The following is a 13,988-nucleotide window of genomic DNA, read 5'->3' on the forward strand; positions in this document are numbered from 1 at the left end:
GAATCAGGCCTTCGTCTTCGAGCACCCGCAGGTGGTCACGTGCGGTGTTCAACGGGATCCCGCTCTCCTCGGCGAGCGCGCCGGCGTCCCGGCCGGGCCTCTCCTGGATGGAGCGGAGCAGGCGCAGGCGCCGCGGTTGGGTCAGACCTCGGAAGTCATGGGCTCGACGGGGCATGGGGCGAGGATAAGCACGCCGGCAGAGAGGAGGGCGCGTTTCGGCCGGAAATAACCCGGTGAAAGGGCGCGCGCACTCCGTCTGGTCCGGCGATGGTGGAACGACCATGACGCTGAAGAGAAGGGAAGTCATGAAGCTCTCAACGGAGTCCGAGGCGGTCGTACGTGCGACCGCAGGAGTCGTAGCCGCGCACGCGGATGAGATCACCACGCTGTTCTACCGGGAGATGTTCACCGCGCACCCCGAACTGCTGCGGGTGTTCAACCGTGCGAACCAGGCTATCGGCGAGCAGCCGCGAGCTCTGGCCGCGTCGGTCGTCGCCTTCGCCGTGCACCTCATCGACCCGGACGCCCCCGACTTCACGCCGATCATGAGTCGGATCGCCCACAAACACGTCTCGCTGGGTGTCCAGGCACGCCAGTACACGATCGTCGGCCACTACCTCCTCGATGCGGTGCAGACGGTGCTCGGCGATGCGGTGACCACAGAGGTCAGAGCCGCCTGGGACGAGGTCTACTGGCTCTTCGGGTGCTCCCTCATCGCCGAAGAGGCGAAGCTGTACGCGCAGGGCGGCACCGATCCCGCCCATCCGTGGCGCAAACATCGGGTGGTGGAGCGCGTCGTCGAGTCGGACGACGTCATCTCGCTCCTCCTCGCGCCTGTCGACGGCGTCGTCGCGTCACATCGGACGGGGCAGTACGTCGCCATCGCGGTGGACCTGCCGGACGGGTCCAGACAGCCCCGCCAGTACACGATCTCCTCCGGTCCGCGAGGCGATGCGCTGCGCGTGACCGTCAAGCGCGTCCGCGGCAGTGCAGGCGTCCCCGACGGTCAGGTCTCGACCTGGCTCCACGAGCACGCCCACCCCGGCACCGTGCTCGATGTGTCCCAACCAGCAGGTGACGTCGTGCTCGATGACACCGGGCATCCCCTCGTCCTCGTCTCCGCAGGCATCGGCATCACACCGATCACCGCAATCGTCGAGGATCTGTCCCGTCGCGCCCCGGACCGCACCATCCGACTCTTCCATGCCGACCGGAACCACGACGCCCATGTGCTGCATCCCTCCTTGCGGCGACAGGTGCTCGCGATGAAGGATGCCAAGGCGCAGAACTGGTACGCGGACGGGGCGGACGCGGCCCCGACCCTCCACCCCGCGCTCCCCGGGCGGATGGACCTCTCGAATGTCGAGCTCCCGGACGACGCGGTCGTCTTCATGTGCGGCCCTCTCGAGTTCATGCGCTCTGTCCGGGCGACTCTGATCGGCCGGGGGATACCTGCGGAGCGGATCGCCTACGAGGTCTTCGGCCCCGACCTCTGGCTGCAGCAGCCGACCGTCGACGCCGCCTGACGCGCGGAGCGCCGCGGAGGAGAAGGGTTCGCGCCGATGTCAAGCCCCTCCTCGGCGCCGCGACCCCACGCCATGCTTCCGAAGTGCGGCACCGCGCCGCAGAGACAGGAGGAACAATGAGCATCGGCAGCGGAATCGCGCTCTTCGTGATCGGGGCGATCCTCGTCTTCGCGATCAACGTCGACGTTCCCTGGGTCGACCTCGACATGGTCGGCTACATCCTGATGGGAGCAGGAGTCATCATCTTCCTCATCGGCATCGTGCTGCTCGCGCGTCGCCGGCGAACGGAGACGGTCTCACGCACATACGTCGACCCCGCCACGGGGGAGCCGACCACTCGTCGCTCCGTGAGCTCCAGCGGCGACGAGGCCCTGTGAGTTGCGCCGCCCTGTGAGTTGCGCCGCCCTGTGAGCGACACCGGCTTCTGAATACACGCAGTGACGGCGTCGGTCACCACGGTGTCCGACGCCGTCAGTGCGAAGCGGTGATCAGTCCGGCGCGATGGTCTCGAGGTGCTCCTCGACCAGGACGATGCCGCCGCTCGAACTCGCCGAGTGCGCGAGCTCCTCGATCCACCTCCGGCTCAGATCGGGAGACTCCGGTTCCTGGAAGACGAACCTCAGAGGAATCGACGGGTGGAGCCAGAGGGTCGATCGCCCAGGGGCCTCACCCTCGGGGTGACGCCAGGAGAGGGTGAAGCTCTCGTTCCGGCGGAGCTTGGTGGCGATGACCACCTTGAGGTGCGCCAAAGCGCGATCCTCGATGTAGATCGGCGTCGATGTGTCGCCGTAGTACAGGCTGCCCATCAGCAGTGGCGGCGGGACACGACGGTCAGGGGGCGGGCCATGGTTCTCCTCGATGGCATGCTCGACGGACCGGGAAGTGGTCCGGGAATTCGAACTCTAGCCAACAAATCGACGCGCACCCTGCGCCTGACGCCCCACATTGCGCTGAGCGAACAATCTGTTCGCTCAGTGTCACGTTCACAAGGCGAGTGTCACGTTCACAAGGCGAGTGTCACGTTCACAAGGCGAGCGTCACGATCACGAGGCGAGGACGGGCGCTGCACCGTAGGCGTCACGATACGCCGCAGTGAAGCGAGACGAGTTGCTGAAGCCCCAGCGGCGCGCGATCTCGGCGACCGATCGGCCCTCGCCGTTGCGGAGATCACGGTGCGCCCCGTCGAGGCGCGCCCGCCGCAGAGCGTCGGCGGGCGTCATGTCCAACGCTCGTCGAAAGGCGTACTGCAGTCCCCGTGTGGAGATGTACGACGCGGCGGCGACGTCATCGATGGTGATCGCCAGGTGCGCATTCGCGTCGATGTAGGCGAGCGCACGACGGACCGAGGCCGGCGCTCCGGCTCGCTGTGCCGGCCGCCTGAGGGAGTCGGTGAATGTGGTCGGGAACGCCGAAAGCGTCATCGTCAGGGCGTGCCGTTCGAGTTCGGCGAGGAGCAGATGATCGGTCGGCCCCGCGTTCACGGACTGATCCACGTACTCGAACATCCGCTCCCAGCGCCGAGCGTCGGCAGGGGAGTGCGGCACGAACCCCGTCGTGCGCAACTCCCGTCGGTCATCACCCGTGATCTGCCTCGCGCGCGCCTGGGCGGCGCGGTGATCGAACACGAACGCCCGTACGCGCGCTGTCCGGTCCCATCGGGCTTCGACCTCGGTGCCGTCGGACATCCAGGCCGAGCCTGCATCCAGGGACTCGCGTCCCGACCAGACACGCGCATCGGGAGCGTCGACCCGACACACCAGCAGCTGCTCCTGAGGTTCTGCCCGAGAGTGCACCTTGGCGGTGAGTCGGTAGTCGATCAGGGACGCGGTGCCGAGTTCCTCGGATCGCCAGTCGAAGCGGAAGCTGCGCGGATCCGCATCCTGCAGCGACGACGACGGAACGTACTGCTGCCATATGGACTCCACCTGGGCCAGATCGGTGGACGTGAACTGCATGGGCTACTCCTCGTGCTACGCGCGTCGATCCCACTCGAAAGCGCACGATCAGGAGCTTATCCCACGATGCCTGAGCCTCCGCCGTGCAGGTCTCCGGGATGCACCAGAACCCGCGAGGCCGCTCGTAGACTCGGGAGTATGAGCGTGCCTTCCCCATATGCGGACCGTCTTCGTCGCCTTCCCGTGCAGCGTCGCGAGGTCGAGGTGCATGGGGGGACCACGGCATACTGGGCGTACGGCCCCGACGACGCAGACACCACGGTCGTCGCGGTGCACGGTTTCCGAGGGGAGCACCACGGCCTCGAACCGGTGCTCGCGTTCCTGCCCGAGGTGCGGGTGATCGCGCCGGATCTTCCCGGTTTCGGCGAGTCTGCCCCTGTGCCACGACGCACGCATGATCTCGACGAGTATGCGGAGTGGCTCACCGACTTCGTCGCCGAAGTCGCCCCAGGTGCCGTGATCCTCGGCCATTCCTTCGGTTCGATCGTGGCCTCAGCCGCCGTGGCACGCGGACTGCAGACCCCGCGCCTGATCCTGCTGAACCCCATCGGTGCGCCGGCGCTCGAGGGGCCGAAGGGACTGATGACACGACTTGCGGTCCTCTACTACGCTCTCGGCGCCAGGCTCCCCGAGAAGGTCGGGACGGCCCTGCTGCGCAACCGGATCATCGTCCGCGTGATGAGCATCACGATGGCCAAGACGAGGGATCCGGAACTCCGCCGGTTCATCCACGACCAGCACGACACCTATTTCTCCCGATTCTCGGATCGGGATGTACTCCGGGACGCCTTCGTCACGAGCGTTTCGCACGACGTACGCGAGTTCGCCCCCGAGATCGACGTTCCGACACTGCTCGTCGCAGCAGAGCGGGACGACATCACACCCATCGAAGCGGAGCGGAGGCTGGCGACGATGTTCCCGGACGCCCGCCTTGTCGAGATCGCGCACGTCGGACACCTGATCCACTACGAGACCCCGGCCGAAGCTGCGGGAGCCGTTCGCCGCTTCCTCAGGATTCCCGTCGCGCGAGGCCGATGAGGCCCGCCACACGGAACGGGATGACCTCACCCATCGCCAACGACGTCTCCGTGCGTTCGACGCCCTCGATGGACAGGATGCGCGCGTCCGTGTCGAAGAGGTGTCGCGCATCGCGGCAGGCCACGCGCGCGAGCAGATCGATCGATCCGCTGAGGCCGTGCGCTTGCACGACCTCAGGGATCCGGGAAAGCTCGTTGATGATGCGGGGCAGTTCCGTCTGACGGACCCCGATGCTCACGAAGGCCTGCAAGGGGAAACCGAGCACATCGGGCGAGAAGGACCGCTCGTAGGACAGGAAGATCCCGCTCTGCTCCAACCGCGCCATCCGCGCCTGGATCGTGTTGCGCGAGAGCCCCAGGTTCTCCGCGAGCGCGACGATCGTCGTGCGCGGGTCGTCGGCGAGCGCGGCGAGAAGCTCGAGATCTATGCGGTCCAGTCCTGGCATAGTGCCAAACCTTAGCAGCACTCTCTCGAGCGAAATTGAGCAACATGCTCAAGCGCTCTTGGAATGCTTGAGCGAGGTGTTGACCAGACGTACTCTCAGACCATGCCGGTGATGACGCTGGCATCAGTGCGCGGAGCCTCACGAGGGCCGCCGAGGACGAGGAGGACGACGATGTCACCGCAGGCCACGCCCATCGCAGACACGGCACAGGATCTGGAGCTCTCGGAGCGCCTCCTGAACCCCGACGGAAGCCGCATCCCGAACCCCCGGCTGGACCCGTTCGTCGCCGACGTCGATGCCGAGCAGCTGCGTTCTCTGCTCCGGGACATGGTCATCCTCCGCCGCATCGATGCCGAGGGTGTCGCGCTTCAGCGCCAGGGACAGCTCGGACTCTGGGCGCCTTGCCAGGGACAGGAAGCGACGCAGATCGGCACGGCCCGTGCCCTCGCTCCCGAGGACTTCGTGTTCCCCAGCTACCGGGAGACCGGAGTCATCTACGCGCGGGGCGCGGAACCCGGAGACTACGTGCGCATGTGGCGCGGTGAGGAAGGTGCGGCTCACGATCCCGCCGACCTCGGTGTCGCTCCCTTGCAGATCATCATCGGAGCGCAGACACTGCACGCGGTCGGCTACGCGCTCGGCATCCAGCACGACGGCGCTGACGAGGTGGCGGTGACCTACTTCGGTGACGGAGCCACCAGCCAGGGTGACGTGAACGAGGCGATGATCTTCGCCGCGTCGTACCAGGCGCCGGTCGTCTTCGTATGTCAGAACAACCACTGGGCGATCTCCGAGCCGGTCGCCGTGCAGTCGCAGTATCCGATCGCGGGAAGGGCGCCAGGATTCGGCATCCCCAGCCTGCGGGTGGACGGCAACGACGTGCTCGCCTGCATGGCGGCCATGCGCTGGGCTCTCGACCACGCGCGGTCCGGCAAGGGCCCCGCCTACATCGAAGCCGTCACTTATCGCATGGGTCCGCACACCACGGCCGACGATCCGACCCGCTACCGCGACCAGGAGGAACTGGATTCCTGGCGCCGTCGCGATCCGATCGCGCGGTTGGAGGCACACCTGCGCGCCAGCGGGGAGCTCGCCGAAGAGCACGCCGCCGAGACCCAGTCCGCAGCCGATCTCGTCGCCAAGGAGATGCGTGCCGCGTGCCTCGGCATGGTCACACGGCCGGCACTCGCCGTGTTCGACGGCGTCTACGCGGAGCCGCACACCGGACTCGAGCGGCAGCGCGATGAGTACGCCTCGTACCTCGCCACCTTCGAGAGCGAGGTGTGACCATGACCGAGCTGACTCTCGGGAAGGCCCTCGGAGCCGGTCTCCGCCAGGCGATGCGCGATGACGACAAGGTCGTGCTGCTCGGGGAGGACATCGGCAAGCTGGGAGGCGTCTTCCGCATCACCGACGGACTGCTCGACGAGTTCGGCGCTGCGCGCGTGATCGACACGCCGCTCGCCGAGTCCGGAATCGTCGGCACGGCGGTGGGCCTCGCATTCCGCGGCTACCGACCCGTCGTCGAGATCCAGTTCGACGGCTTCGTGTATCCCGCCTTCGATCAGATCGTCGCTCAGGTCGCGAAGCTGCACTACCGCACTCAGGGCCGGGTGAAGATGCCCATCACCATCCGGATCCCGTGGGCGGGCGGCATCGGCGCTGCCGAGCATCACTCGGAGTCTCCGGAGGCCTACTTCGTGCACACGGCAGGACTGCGCGTGATCGCGGTCTCGAACCCGGAGGACGCGTATCGAAGCCTGCGACAGGCCATCGCCTCCGACGACCCCGTGATCTTCTTCGAGCCGAAGCGGCTGTACCACCACAAGGGCGAGGTCGACCTCGAAGCCCCGCTGGCCGACGCGCCGCCGATGGGTCTCGCGCGCGTGGTGCGGACCGGGACGGATGCGACCCTCATCACGTACGGCGCCATGGTGTCCACCGCGCTGCAGGCAGCGGACGCCGCGGCGGATGAGGGAACGTCGCTCGAGGTCATCGATCTCCGTTCCCTCTCGCCCGTCGACTATGACTCCGTCGCGGCTTCGGTGCGGAAGACGGGCCGCGTCGTGGTCGCTCACGAGGCGTCGCGGGAAGCGGGAGTGGCCGCGGAAGTGATCGCGAGCATCACGGAGCGCTGTTTCGAGTACCTCGAGTCGGCTCCACTGCGGGTCACCGGCCACGACATCCCCTACCCGCCCGCGAAGCTCGAGAAGTACCACCTCCCGGACCTGGATCGACTGCTCGACGCCGTCGACCGGGTATTGGACCGGCCGAACAGCCTGACGGGAGCAGAGGCATGATCGCGGAGTTCCGCCTTCCCGACCTCGGGGAAGGACTGACAGAAGCCGAGGTCGTGACCTGGCTCGTCGCTCCCGGCGACAGCGTCACTCTCAACCAGACGCTCGCAGAAGTCGAGACCGCGAAAGCGGTCGTCGAGCTGCCCTCGCCCTACGAGGGCATCGTCTCGACGTTGCACGCGGAAGCAGGACAGACCATCGCCGTCGGTGCTCCTCTGATCGCCTTCGATGTCGTGGGGGAGGAGCCGGCGGCCCCGTCGCCCTCCTCGGAGCCTGGGGAGAAGGCCGAGCCGAACCTGGTGGGGTACGGCGCCGCGCCCACGAGCTCAGGGCGACCAGCGCGGCGGGCACGGAGGATCGGCGCGTCCGCTCCGGCCACCATCGACACGGCCGTTCTCGAGGCGGCACCGCACGACGCTGCTCCGTCAGCCGTCGACGCCGTGATCGAGCGCCCACGCTCGACGCCCCCGGTGCGCGCCCACGCGAAGAGGCTCGGCATCGATCTCGTGCTGGTTGCGGCAGAAGTGGGCGACCGCCTCATCACCCGCAACGATGTAGACGCCTATGCGGAACGCGTCGGCGCGCACGATCGCGCCGGCGGCGGCGTGCATTCCACGTCGTCCGCTGCACTTCCGGCCAGCCCTGCCGCACTCGCCGGCGAGGAGCGCGAGACCCGGATCCCCATCCGCGGAGTGCGCAAGCACACGGCGGCGGCGATGGTCCAGAGCGCCTTCACGGCCCCGCACGTCACCGTCTTCCATACCGTCGACGTGACCGCGACCATGGATCTGCTGTCGAGTCTCCGCGAAGATCGATCGCTGAGCGCACATCGGATCGGGCCGCTCGCCGTGGTGGCGAAGGCGGTCTGCCTCGCTCTCGGGCGGACTCCTGGCCTCAATTCGCGTTGGGATGAGGCCGCCGGCGAGATCGTCCAGCACAACTACGTCGATCTCGGGATCGCGGCAGCGACGGAGCGCGGACTGATCGTCCCCATGATCAGAGATGCCGAGCGGCTGACACTCACCGAACTCGCGGACGCCGTGAAATCCCTCGCCGAGGTCGCGCGTTCGGGGAAGACCTCGCCGGCGGAGCTCGCGGGCGGCACCTTCTCGATCTCCAACATCGGCGTGTTCGGTGTCGATGCCGGTACGCCGATCCTTCCCCCCGGTCAGTCCGGGATCCTGGCCGTGGGCGCGGTACGTCGTCAGCCCTGGGAACACCGGGGCGAGATCGCGCTGCGGCAGCTGATGACCCTCAGTCTCTCTTTCGACCACCGGATGGTCGACGGCGCGGAGGGCGCCCGGTTCCTGAAGGATGTGGCCGACCTCCTCGAGGAGCCGGGGCGGGCGATGCTCCTCAGCTAGTCGCGCGCACGGCAGCATCCGCCATCGCGATCAACACGGTCGCGGTGGCGGAGTGCCGTCTGGCCGCCGCACGCGTGCTGTGCGGCGTGGAGTTGATGAGTCCGAAGCAGGCCTGCACGCGCAGACGCAGCTCGTCCGGATCGGCGCCGTCCGTGCCGCCTCGATGCAACGGAGCCAGGGCCGCCATCCACAATTCGATGTAGGCGCGTTGCAGGCGGCGTACCTCGGCGCGGTCGGCATCGGACAGGAACGCGACATCGCGGTCCTGCACCTGGATCACCTCGGCGTTACCCAGGGCGAAGTCCACGTGGAACTCGATCAGCGCACGCATGCGCGCGTCGGGCGTCGGGGCCTCGTCAGCGACGCGGCGTCCGCCGTGGATGAGGTCCTGACTGACTTTGACGAGGACCGCTCCCAGCAGAGCCTGCTTACCGGCGAAATGACGATAGACGGCCGGGCCGGACACACCGACGGCAGCGCCGATGTCCTCCAGGCTCACGCCGCTGTACCCGCGCGCGGCGAACAGTCGTGCTGCGGCGTGCAGGATCGCATCGGACCGCTCGGCCTTGGCGCGGTCTCGGGCGGTGACCGGGCTTGTCATCTCAGTTAATCCTCGCTAACCTGAATCAACGGGTTAGTGAACACTAACCGAAAGTGCATGCACCGCGCCAGGGTTCGGCCCAGGGCGGACGTGGGTCGAGGAGGACATCACGATGCCGACATCCCAGGAGTCGCTCGCGCACGAACTGCGAGACCGCCTCGCCGCCGCCGCGCGCGGAGGACCGGACGCTTCTCGCGAGCGTCACCTGGCGCGAGGGAAGCTGCTCCCTCGCGATCGCGTCACCCGTGTGCTCGATGAGGGCAGCCCCTTCCTCGAGGTCGCGCCCCTCGCGGCTGACGGCCTGTACGGGGGAGAGGCGCCGGGCGCGGGCGTGATCGCCGGTATCGGTCTCGTGCACGGGCGGCACGTCATGGTGGTCTGCAACGACGCGACGGTCAAGGGCGGCACGTACTTCCCCCTCACCGTCAAGAAGCATCTTCGCGCGCAGGAGATCGCGCTGGAGAATCGCCTTCCCTGTCTCTACCTCGTCGATTCGGGGGGCGCGTTCCTCCCCAAGCAGGACGAGGTCTTCCCGGACCGCGAGCACTTCGGGCGGATCTTCTTCAATCAGGCGCGCATGTCCGCGGAGGGCATCCCTCAACTCGCCGCCGTTCTCGGCTCGTGCACCGCCGGCGGCGCCTACGTACCGGCGATGAGCGACGAGACCGTCATCGTGCGCCGCCAGGGGACCATCTTCCTCGGTGGCCCCCCGCTCGTGAAGGCCGCCATCGGGGAGATCGTCACGGCGGAGGAACTCGGCGGCGGCGAGCTGCACGCACGACGCAGCGGCGTCGTCGACCATCTCGCCGAAGACGACGAGCACGCCCTCGAGATCCTGCGCGACATCGTGGCCACGCTCCCGCCTCCCGCCGCCCCGGCCTGGGAGGTGCTCGGCAGCCGCGCTCCCTCCGAGCTGTCCAGCCTCTACGACGCCGTCCCTGTCGACGTCAATGCCGCGTACGACGTGCACGAGGTCATCTCGCGGTTGGTCGACGGCGACTCGTTCCTCGAGTTCAAGCCCGAGTACGGCACGACCCTGGTCACCGGCTTCGCCCGTCTCCACGGTCACCCCGTCGGCATCGTCGCGAACAACGGCGTACTCTTCAGCGAGTCGGCGCTCAAGGGCGCCCACTTCATCGAGCTCTGCGACCAGCGGGGGATCCCTCTGCTCTTCCTGCAGAACATCACCGGTTTCATGGTCGGCTCCGACGCGGAGGCCGGCGGCATCGCCAAGGACGGCGCCAAGATGGTCACGGCCGTCGCCAGCACCCGTGTACCGAAGCTCACCGTCATCATCGGGGGATCGTTCGGAGCCGGGAACTATTCGATGTGCGGGCGCGCGTACTCGCCGCGGTTCCTGTGGACCTGGCCCGCCAGCCGCATCTCCGTGATGGGGGGCGCGCAGGCCGCGTCGGTGCTCGCCACTGTCAAGGAGGACCAGCTCTCCGCACGCGGCGGCTCCTGGACGGCGGAGGAGCGAGCAGCCTTCGAGGCCCCGGTCCGGGAACAGTACGAGCACCAGGGCGAGCCGTACTACGCGACCGCGCGGCTCTGGGACGACGGCATCGTCGACCCCGCCCAGACCCGCGACCTCCTCGGCCTCGCCCTCGACGTCGTCTCCCGCAGCCCGCTGCCCGAACCGCGCTTCGGCATCTTCCGGATGTGAGTGCCTTGTCCATGAATCCGGCACCGACGTCGTCCGACGTCCTTTTCCACACCGTCCTCGTCGCCAACCGCGGGGAGATCGCCCGCAGGGTGATCCGCACGCTGCGGGCGCTCGGCATCTGCAGCGTCGCCGTCTACAGCGACGCCGATGCGACGAGCCCTCATGTCCGCGAGGCCGATCTGGCCGTGCGGATCGGGCCAGCGCCCGCTGCCGACTCCTACCTCGACATCGACGCCGTCATCGCCGCGGCGCGCGCCACCGGTGCGCAGGCCATCCACCCCGGCTACGGCTTCCTCTCCGAGAGCGTCGGACTCGCCGAGGCCTGCGAGGAGAGCGGGGTCGTCTTCATCGGTCCCTCCGTCGACGCGCTGCAGATCATGGGAGACAAGGCCCGCGCCCGCGATCATGTGCTGCGGTACGGGGTCCCCGTCGTCCCCGGCTTCGATGCCAAGGGACTGTCCGACACCGAGATCGCCGAAGAGGCCGAGACCGTCGGATATCCGCTGCTGGTCAAGCCCAGCGCAGGGGGAGGGGGAAAGGGCATGGAGGTCGTCGCCGACGCGGCGGGGCTCCGCGGCGCTCTCGCCTCCGCCCGCCGGGTCGCGTCCGCCGCTTTCGGGGACGACGCGCTCATCCTCGAGCGGCTGATCAGACGACCACGGCACATCGAGGTACAGGTCTTCGGCGACGTGCACGGCACCGTCATCGCCCTCGGCGAACGCGAGTGCACGTTGCAGCGCCGGCATCAGAAGGTCATCGAGGAGGCCCCGTCGGCGGGGATCCCGGCCGACACGCGCGAGCGCCTGCTCTCCGCCGCGGTGCTCGCCGCCGAGAGCGTCTCCTACGTGGGGGCCGGCACGGTCGAGTTCCTCGTGGATGCCGACGCGCCGGACGAGGTCTTCTTCATCGAGATGAACACGCGGCTCCAGGTGGAGCACCCCGTCACCGAGGAGGTCACCGGACTCGACCTCGTCGCGCTTCAGCTCCGCGCGGCAGCGGGTCTTCCCCTGGACGTCACACCTCGCCTGCGCGGCCACGCGGTCGAGGCTCGGGTGTACGCGGAGGCCCCTGAGCGCGGCTTCCTTCCGTCCACGGGGACGGTGCTCCTCTTCGACCCACCGCCGGGTGTCCGCGTGGATGCGGCCATCGAGAGCGGCAGCGAGGTCACCGGATTCTACGACCCGATGATCGCGAAGGTGATCGCCTTCGCCGATGACCGCGCCACGGCACTGGCACGACTGGACCGAGCACTCGCGAGCACCGTCGTGCTGGGCGTCGAGACCAACATCGCGTTCCTGCGGATGCTGTGCCAGGACGCGCGGGTCATCGAAGGCGATCTCGACACCGGTCTCATCGAGTCCCTGCTTCCCCTCGAGACGGTGAAGCCTTCGGCGTCTCAGTTGGCTGCGGCGCGGGACGCCGTTTCGGATCCCCCCGCATCGGTGCGCACCAGCCCGCTGTGGCGTGAGCTGCCCGGGTGGCGCCTGGGGACCCAGGACGCGCCGTATGCCCCGTTCGTCGCGCTCACGGACGACGGCGACGAGGTCGAGCTCGATGAAGCGTCTCCTTCCCCCTCCAGAGCGGGCGTGCTGGCCGCAGTCGATGCCGAGGGAGCGGTCTGGGTCGCGGAGGAAGGTCGCACGATACGCCTGCGCCCTCTCGACAGGCGACAGCGGATGCAGCGCCGGTTGTCCGCACGCGACGCGGGAGCTGCGGCGACCGAGCCGGAGGGCCGTGCCCCCATGCCGGGCAGCGTCGTGGCGGTGCACGTGACCGACGGCGACACGGTGTCCGCGGGAGAAGCCCTCGTCTCGATCGAGGCGATGAAGATGGAGCACCCGGTACTGGCACCGCATGACGGTGTGGTGCATCTGCTGGTCGCGGTCGGCGACCAGGTGCGGCGTGACCAGCCGGTCGCCCGCGTGACGACGGAGGAGAGCTGAACATGGAAGAGCTGACCGACGAGGAGCGCGAGCTCGCCGCCATGGTGCGCGAATTCGCCGACACGGTCGTCGCACCGCAGGCCTACGAGGCCGATCGCACGCACACGCTGTCGATGGACGTCGTTCGCCAGATGGGCGATCTCGGATTGTTCGGTCTACCGTTCCCCGAGGAGTACGGCGGACAGGGCGGCGACTACATGGCACTCGGCATCGCGATCGAGGCGCTCGCGCGCGTCGACCAGTCCATCGCGATCACGCTCGAAGCAGGGGTCAGCCTCGGCGCGATGCCGATCTACCGCTTCGGCTCGGAGGAGCAGCGCCAGGAGCTGCTGCCGGACCTGCTCGCCGGGCGAGCCCTGGCGGGCTTCGGCCTCACGGAACCGGAGGCCGGCAGCGATGCCGGTGCGACCAGGACCACGGCGCGCCTCGACGGCGACGAGTGGGTGATCGACGGCTCGAAGCAGTTCATCACGAACTCCGGGACCCCCATCACGCGGTTCGTCACGGTCACGGCGGTGACCGGGAACGAGGATGGGCGCAAGGAGATCTCCACCATCATCGTGCCGAACGGGACACCGGGGTTCACGGTCGAAGCGCCGTACGACAAGGTCGGGTGGAACGCGTCGGACACACATCCCCTCACCTTCGACGCCGCACGGGTTCCCGCCTCCAACCTGTTGGGTACGCGGGGGAGCGGCTTCCGCAGCTTCCTCAGCATCCTCGACGAAGGACGCATCGCGATCGCGGCCCTCTCGACCGGCGCCGCCGAAGGATGCCTGGAGGCCGCTGTCGAGTACGCCAAGAGCCGCACGATCTTCGGGGCCGCCCTGAGCACGCGGCAGAACGCGCAGTTCACTCTGGCCCGCATGCGCGCACGGGTGCACACGGCACGTCTCGCCTGGCATCACGCGGCTCGACTCCGAGACGCGGGCAAGCCGTTCGCCGAAGCCGCGGCCATCGCCAAGCTGGTCGCGGGCGAGGCGGCGATGGACAACGCGAGAGACGCGACGCAGATCTTCGGCGGCAACGGCTTCATGAACGAGTTCTCCGTGGCACGGCACTACCGCGACTCCAAGATCCTCGAGATCGGCGAGGGCACGACCGAGGTGCAGCTGCTGGTCATCGCCCGCGGTCTCGGACTCGCCGGGTAGCG

13 protein-coding genes and 1 pseudogene are annotated in these 13,988 nt (G+C 68.3%); 9 read left to right on the top strand and 5 right to left on the bottom strand.

Annotated features, from left to right (window positions below; all coding sequences use genetic code 11):
• Position 1: 1 nt before the first annotated feature.
• A pseudogene (locus tag HDC31_RS20565) lies at positions 2-307 on the bottom strand (helix-turn-helix domain-containing protein); the annotation flags it as partial.
• Between HDC31_RS20565 and HDC31_RS08905 the strand changes: the two are divergent.
• Entirely contained in the window at positions 282-1,526 is a 1,245-nt protein-coding gene (locus tag HDC31_RS08905; RefSeq protein WP_257022003.1) for a globin domain-containing protein, read from the top strand. The pseudogene HDC31_RS20565 and the gene HDC31_RS08905 sit on opposite strands and share 26 nt — an antisense overlap.
• A gap of 116 nt (positions 1,527-1,642) precedes the next feature.
• A complete protein-coding gene (locus HDC31_RS08910; protein ID WP_046747022.1) occupies positions 1,643-1,903 on the top strand; it encodes a DUF6458 family protein in 261 nt (86 codons plus the stop codon).
• Positions 1,904-2,014: 111 nt separating this feature from the next.
• On the opposite strand, the gene HDC31_RS08915 is transcribed toward HDC31_RS08910, so the two are convergent.
• Together HDC31_RS08915 and HDC31_RS08920 are read right to left on the bottom strand one after the other, a co-directional pair.
• Positions 2,015-2,332: a hypothetical protein gene (locus HDC31_RS08915; protein WP_046747021.1), complete on the bottom strand. Its 318-nt coding sequence runs from the start codon at positions 2,330-2,332 to the stop codon at positions 2,015-2,017.
• A gap of 237 nt (positions 2,333-2,569) precedes the next feature.
• Complete coding sequence (locus HDC31_RS08920; RefSeq protein ID WP_113681948.1) at positions 2,570-3,481, bottom strand: helix-turn-helix transcriptional regulator; 912 nt, start codon at positions 3,479-3,481, stop codon at positions 2,570-2,572.
• 138 nt (positions 3,482-3,619) lie between these two features.
• On the opposite strand from HDC31_RS08920, the gene HDC31_RS08925 reads away from it, so the two are divergent.
• Entirely contained in the window at positions 3,620-4,519 is a 900-nt protein-coding gene (locus tag HDC31_RS08925) for an alpha/beta fold hydrolase (RefSeq protein WP_058631156.1), read from the top strand.
• Here the strand turns inward: HDC31_RS08925 and HDC31_RS08930 are convergent.
• Positions 4,491-4,964 carry an Lrp/AsnC family transcriptional regulator gene (locus tag HDC31_RS08930; protein ID WP_045265266.1) on the bottom strand — a complete coding sequence of 158 codons (474 nt, stop codon included), beginning with the start codon at positions 4,962-4,964 and terminating at the stop codon, positions 4,491-4,493. The genes HDC31_RS08925 and HDC31_RS08930 overlap by 29 nt on opposite strands.
• A 171-nt stretch (positions 4,965-5,135) precedes the next feature.
• On the opposite strand from HDC31_RS08930, the gene pdhA reads away from it, so the two are divergent.
• The 3 genes from pdhA to HDC31_RS08945 are packed head-to-tail and all read left to right on the top strand — an operon-like array spanning position 5,136 to position 8,625.
• Entirely contained in the window at positions 5,136-6,251 is a 1,116-nt protein-coding gene (pdhA, locus tag HDC31_RS08935; protein WP_061016706.1) for a pyruvate dehydrogenase (acetyl-transferring) E1 component subunit alpha, read from the top strand.
• A 2-nt stretch (positions 6,252-6,253) separates the two neighbouring features.
• Entirely contained in the window at positions 6,254-7,264 is a 1,011-nt protein-coding gene (locus HDC31_RS08940) for an alpha-ketoacid dehydrogenase subunit beta (RefSeq protein ID WP_045265268.1), read from the top strand.
• The gene (locus HDC31_RS08945; RefSeq protein WP_058631158.1) at positions 7,261-8,625 is read left to right on the top strand and encodes a dihydrolipoamide acetyltransferase family protein; all 1,365 of its coding nucleotides are present in this window, start codon (positions 7,261-7,263) and stop codon (positions 8,623-8,625) included. The genes HDC31_RS08940 and HDC31_RS08945 overlap by 4 nt, the downstream gene beginning before the upstream one ends.
• On the opposite strand, the gene HDC31_RS08950 is transcribed toward HDC31_RS08945, so the two are convergent.
• Entirely contained in the window at positions 8,618-9,226 is a 609-nt protein-coding gene (locus tag HDC31_RS08950) for a TetR/AcrR family transcriptional regulator (RefSeq protein WP_058631159.1), read from the bottom strand. The two genes, HDC31_RS08945 and HDC31_RS08950, sit on opposite strands and share 8 nt — an antisense overlap.
• Positions 9,227-9,338: 112 nt before the next feature.
• On the opposite strand from HDC31_RS08950, the gene HDC31_RS08955 reads away from it, so the two are divergent.
• From HDC31_RS08955 to HDC31_RS08965, 3 genes are read left to right on the top strand one after another with little or no spacing between them, the layout of a single operon-like run.
• On the top strand, positions 9,339-10,892 hold the full coding sequence (locus HDC31_RS08955) for a carboxyl transferase domain-containing protein (protein ID WP_179516024.1): 1,554 nt from the start codon (positions 9,339-9,341) through the stop codon (positions 10,890-10,892).
• On the top strand, positions 10,889-12,835 hold the full coding sequence (locus tag HDC31_RS08960) for a biotin carboxylase N-terminal domain-containing protein (RefSeq protein WP_308472271.1): 1,947 nt from the start codon (positions 10,889-10,891) through the stop codon (positions 12,833-12,835). Before HDC31_RS08955 ends, HDC31_RS08960 begins: the two co-directional genes overlap by 4 nt.
• Positions 12,836-12,837: 2 nt before the next feature.
• Positions 12,838-13,986 (top strand): acyl-CoA dehydrogenase family protein, encoded by a 1,149-nt coding sequence (locus tag HDC31_RS08965; protein WP_113681950.1) that lies wholly within the window; start codon positions 12,838-12,840, stop codon positions 13,984-13,986.
• The last annotated feature ends 2 nt before the right edge of the window (positions 13,987-13,988 follow it).

It is taken from the genome of Microbacterium sp. JAI119, assembly GCF_013410135.1.
Lineage (GTDB): Bacteria > Actinomycetota > Actinomycetes > Actinomycetales > Microbacteriaceae > Microbacterium > Microbacterium oxydans.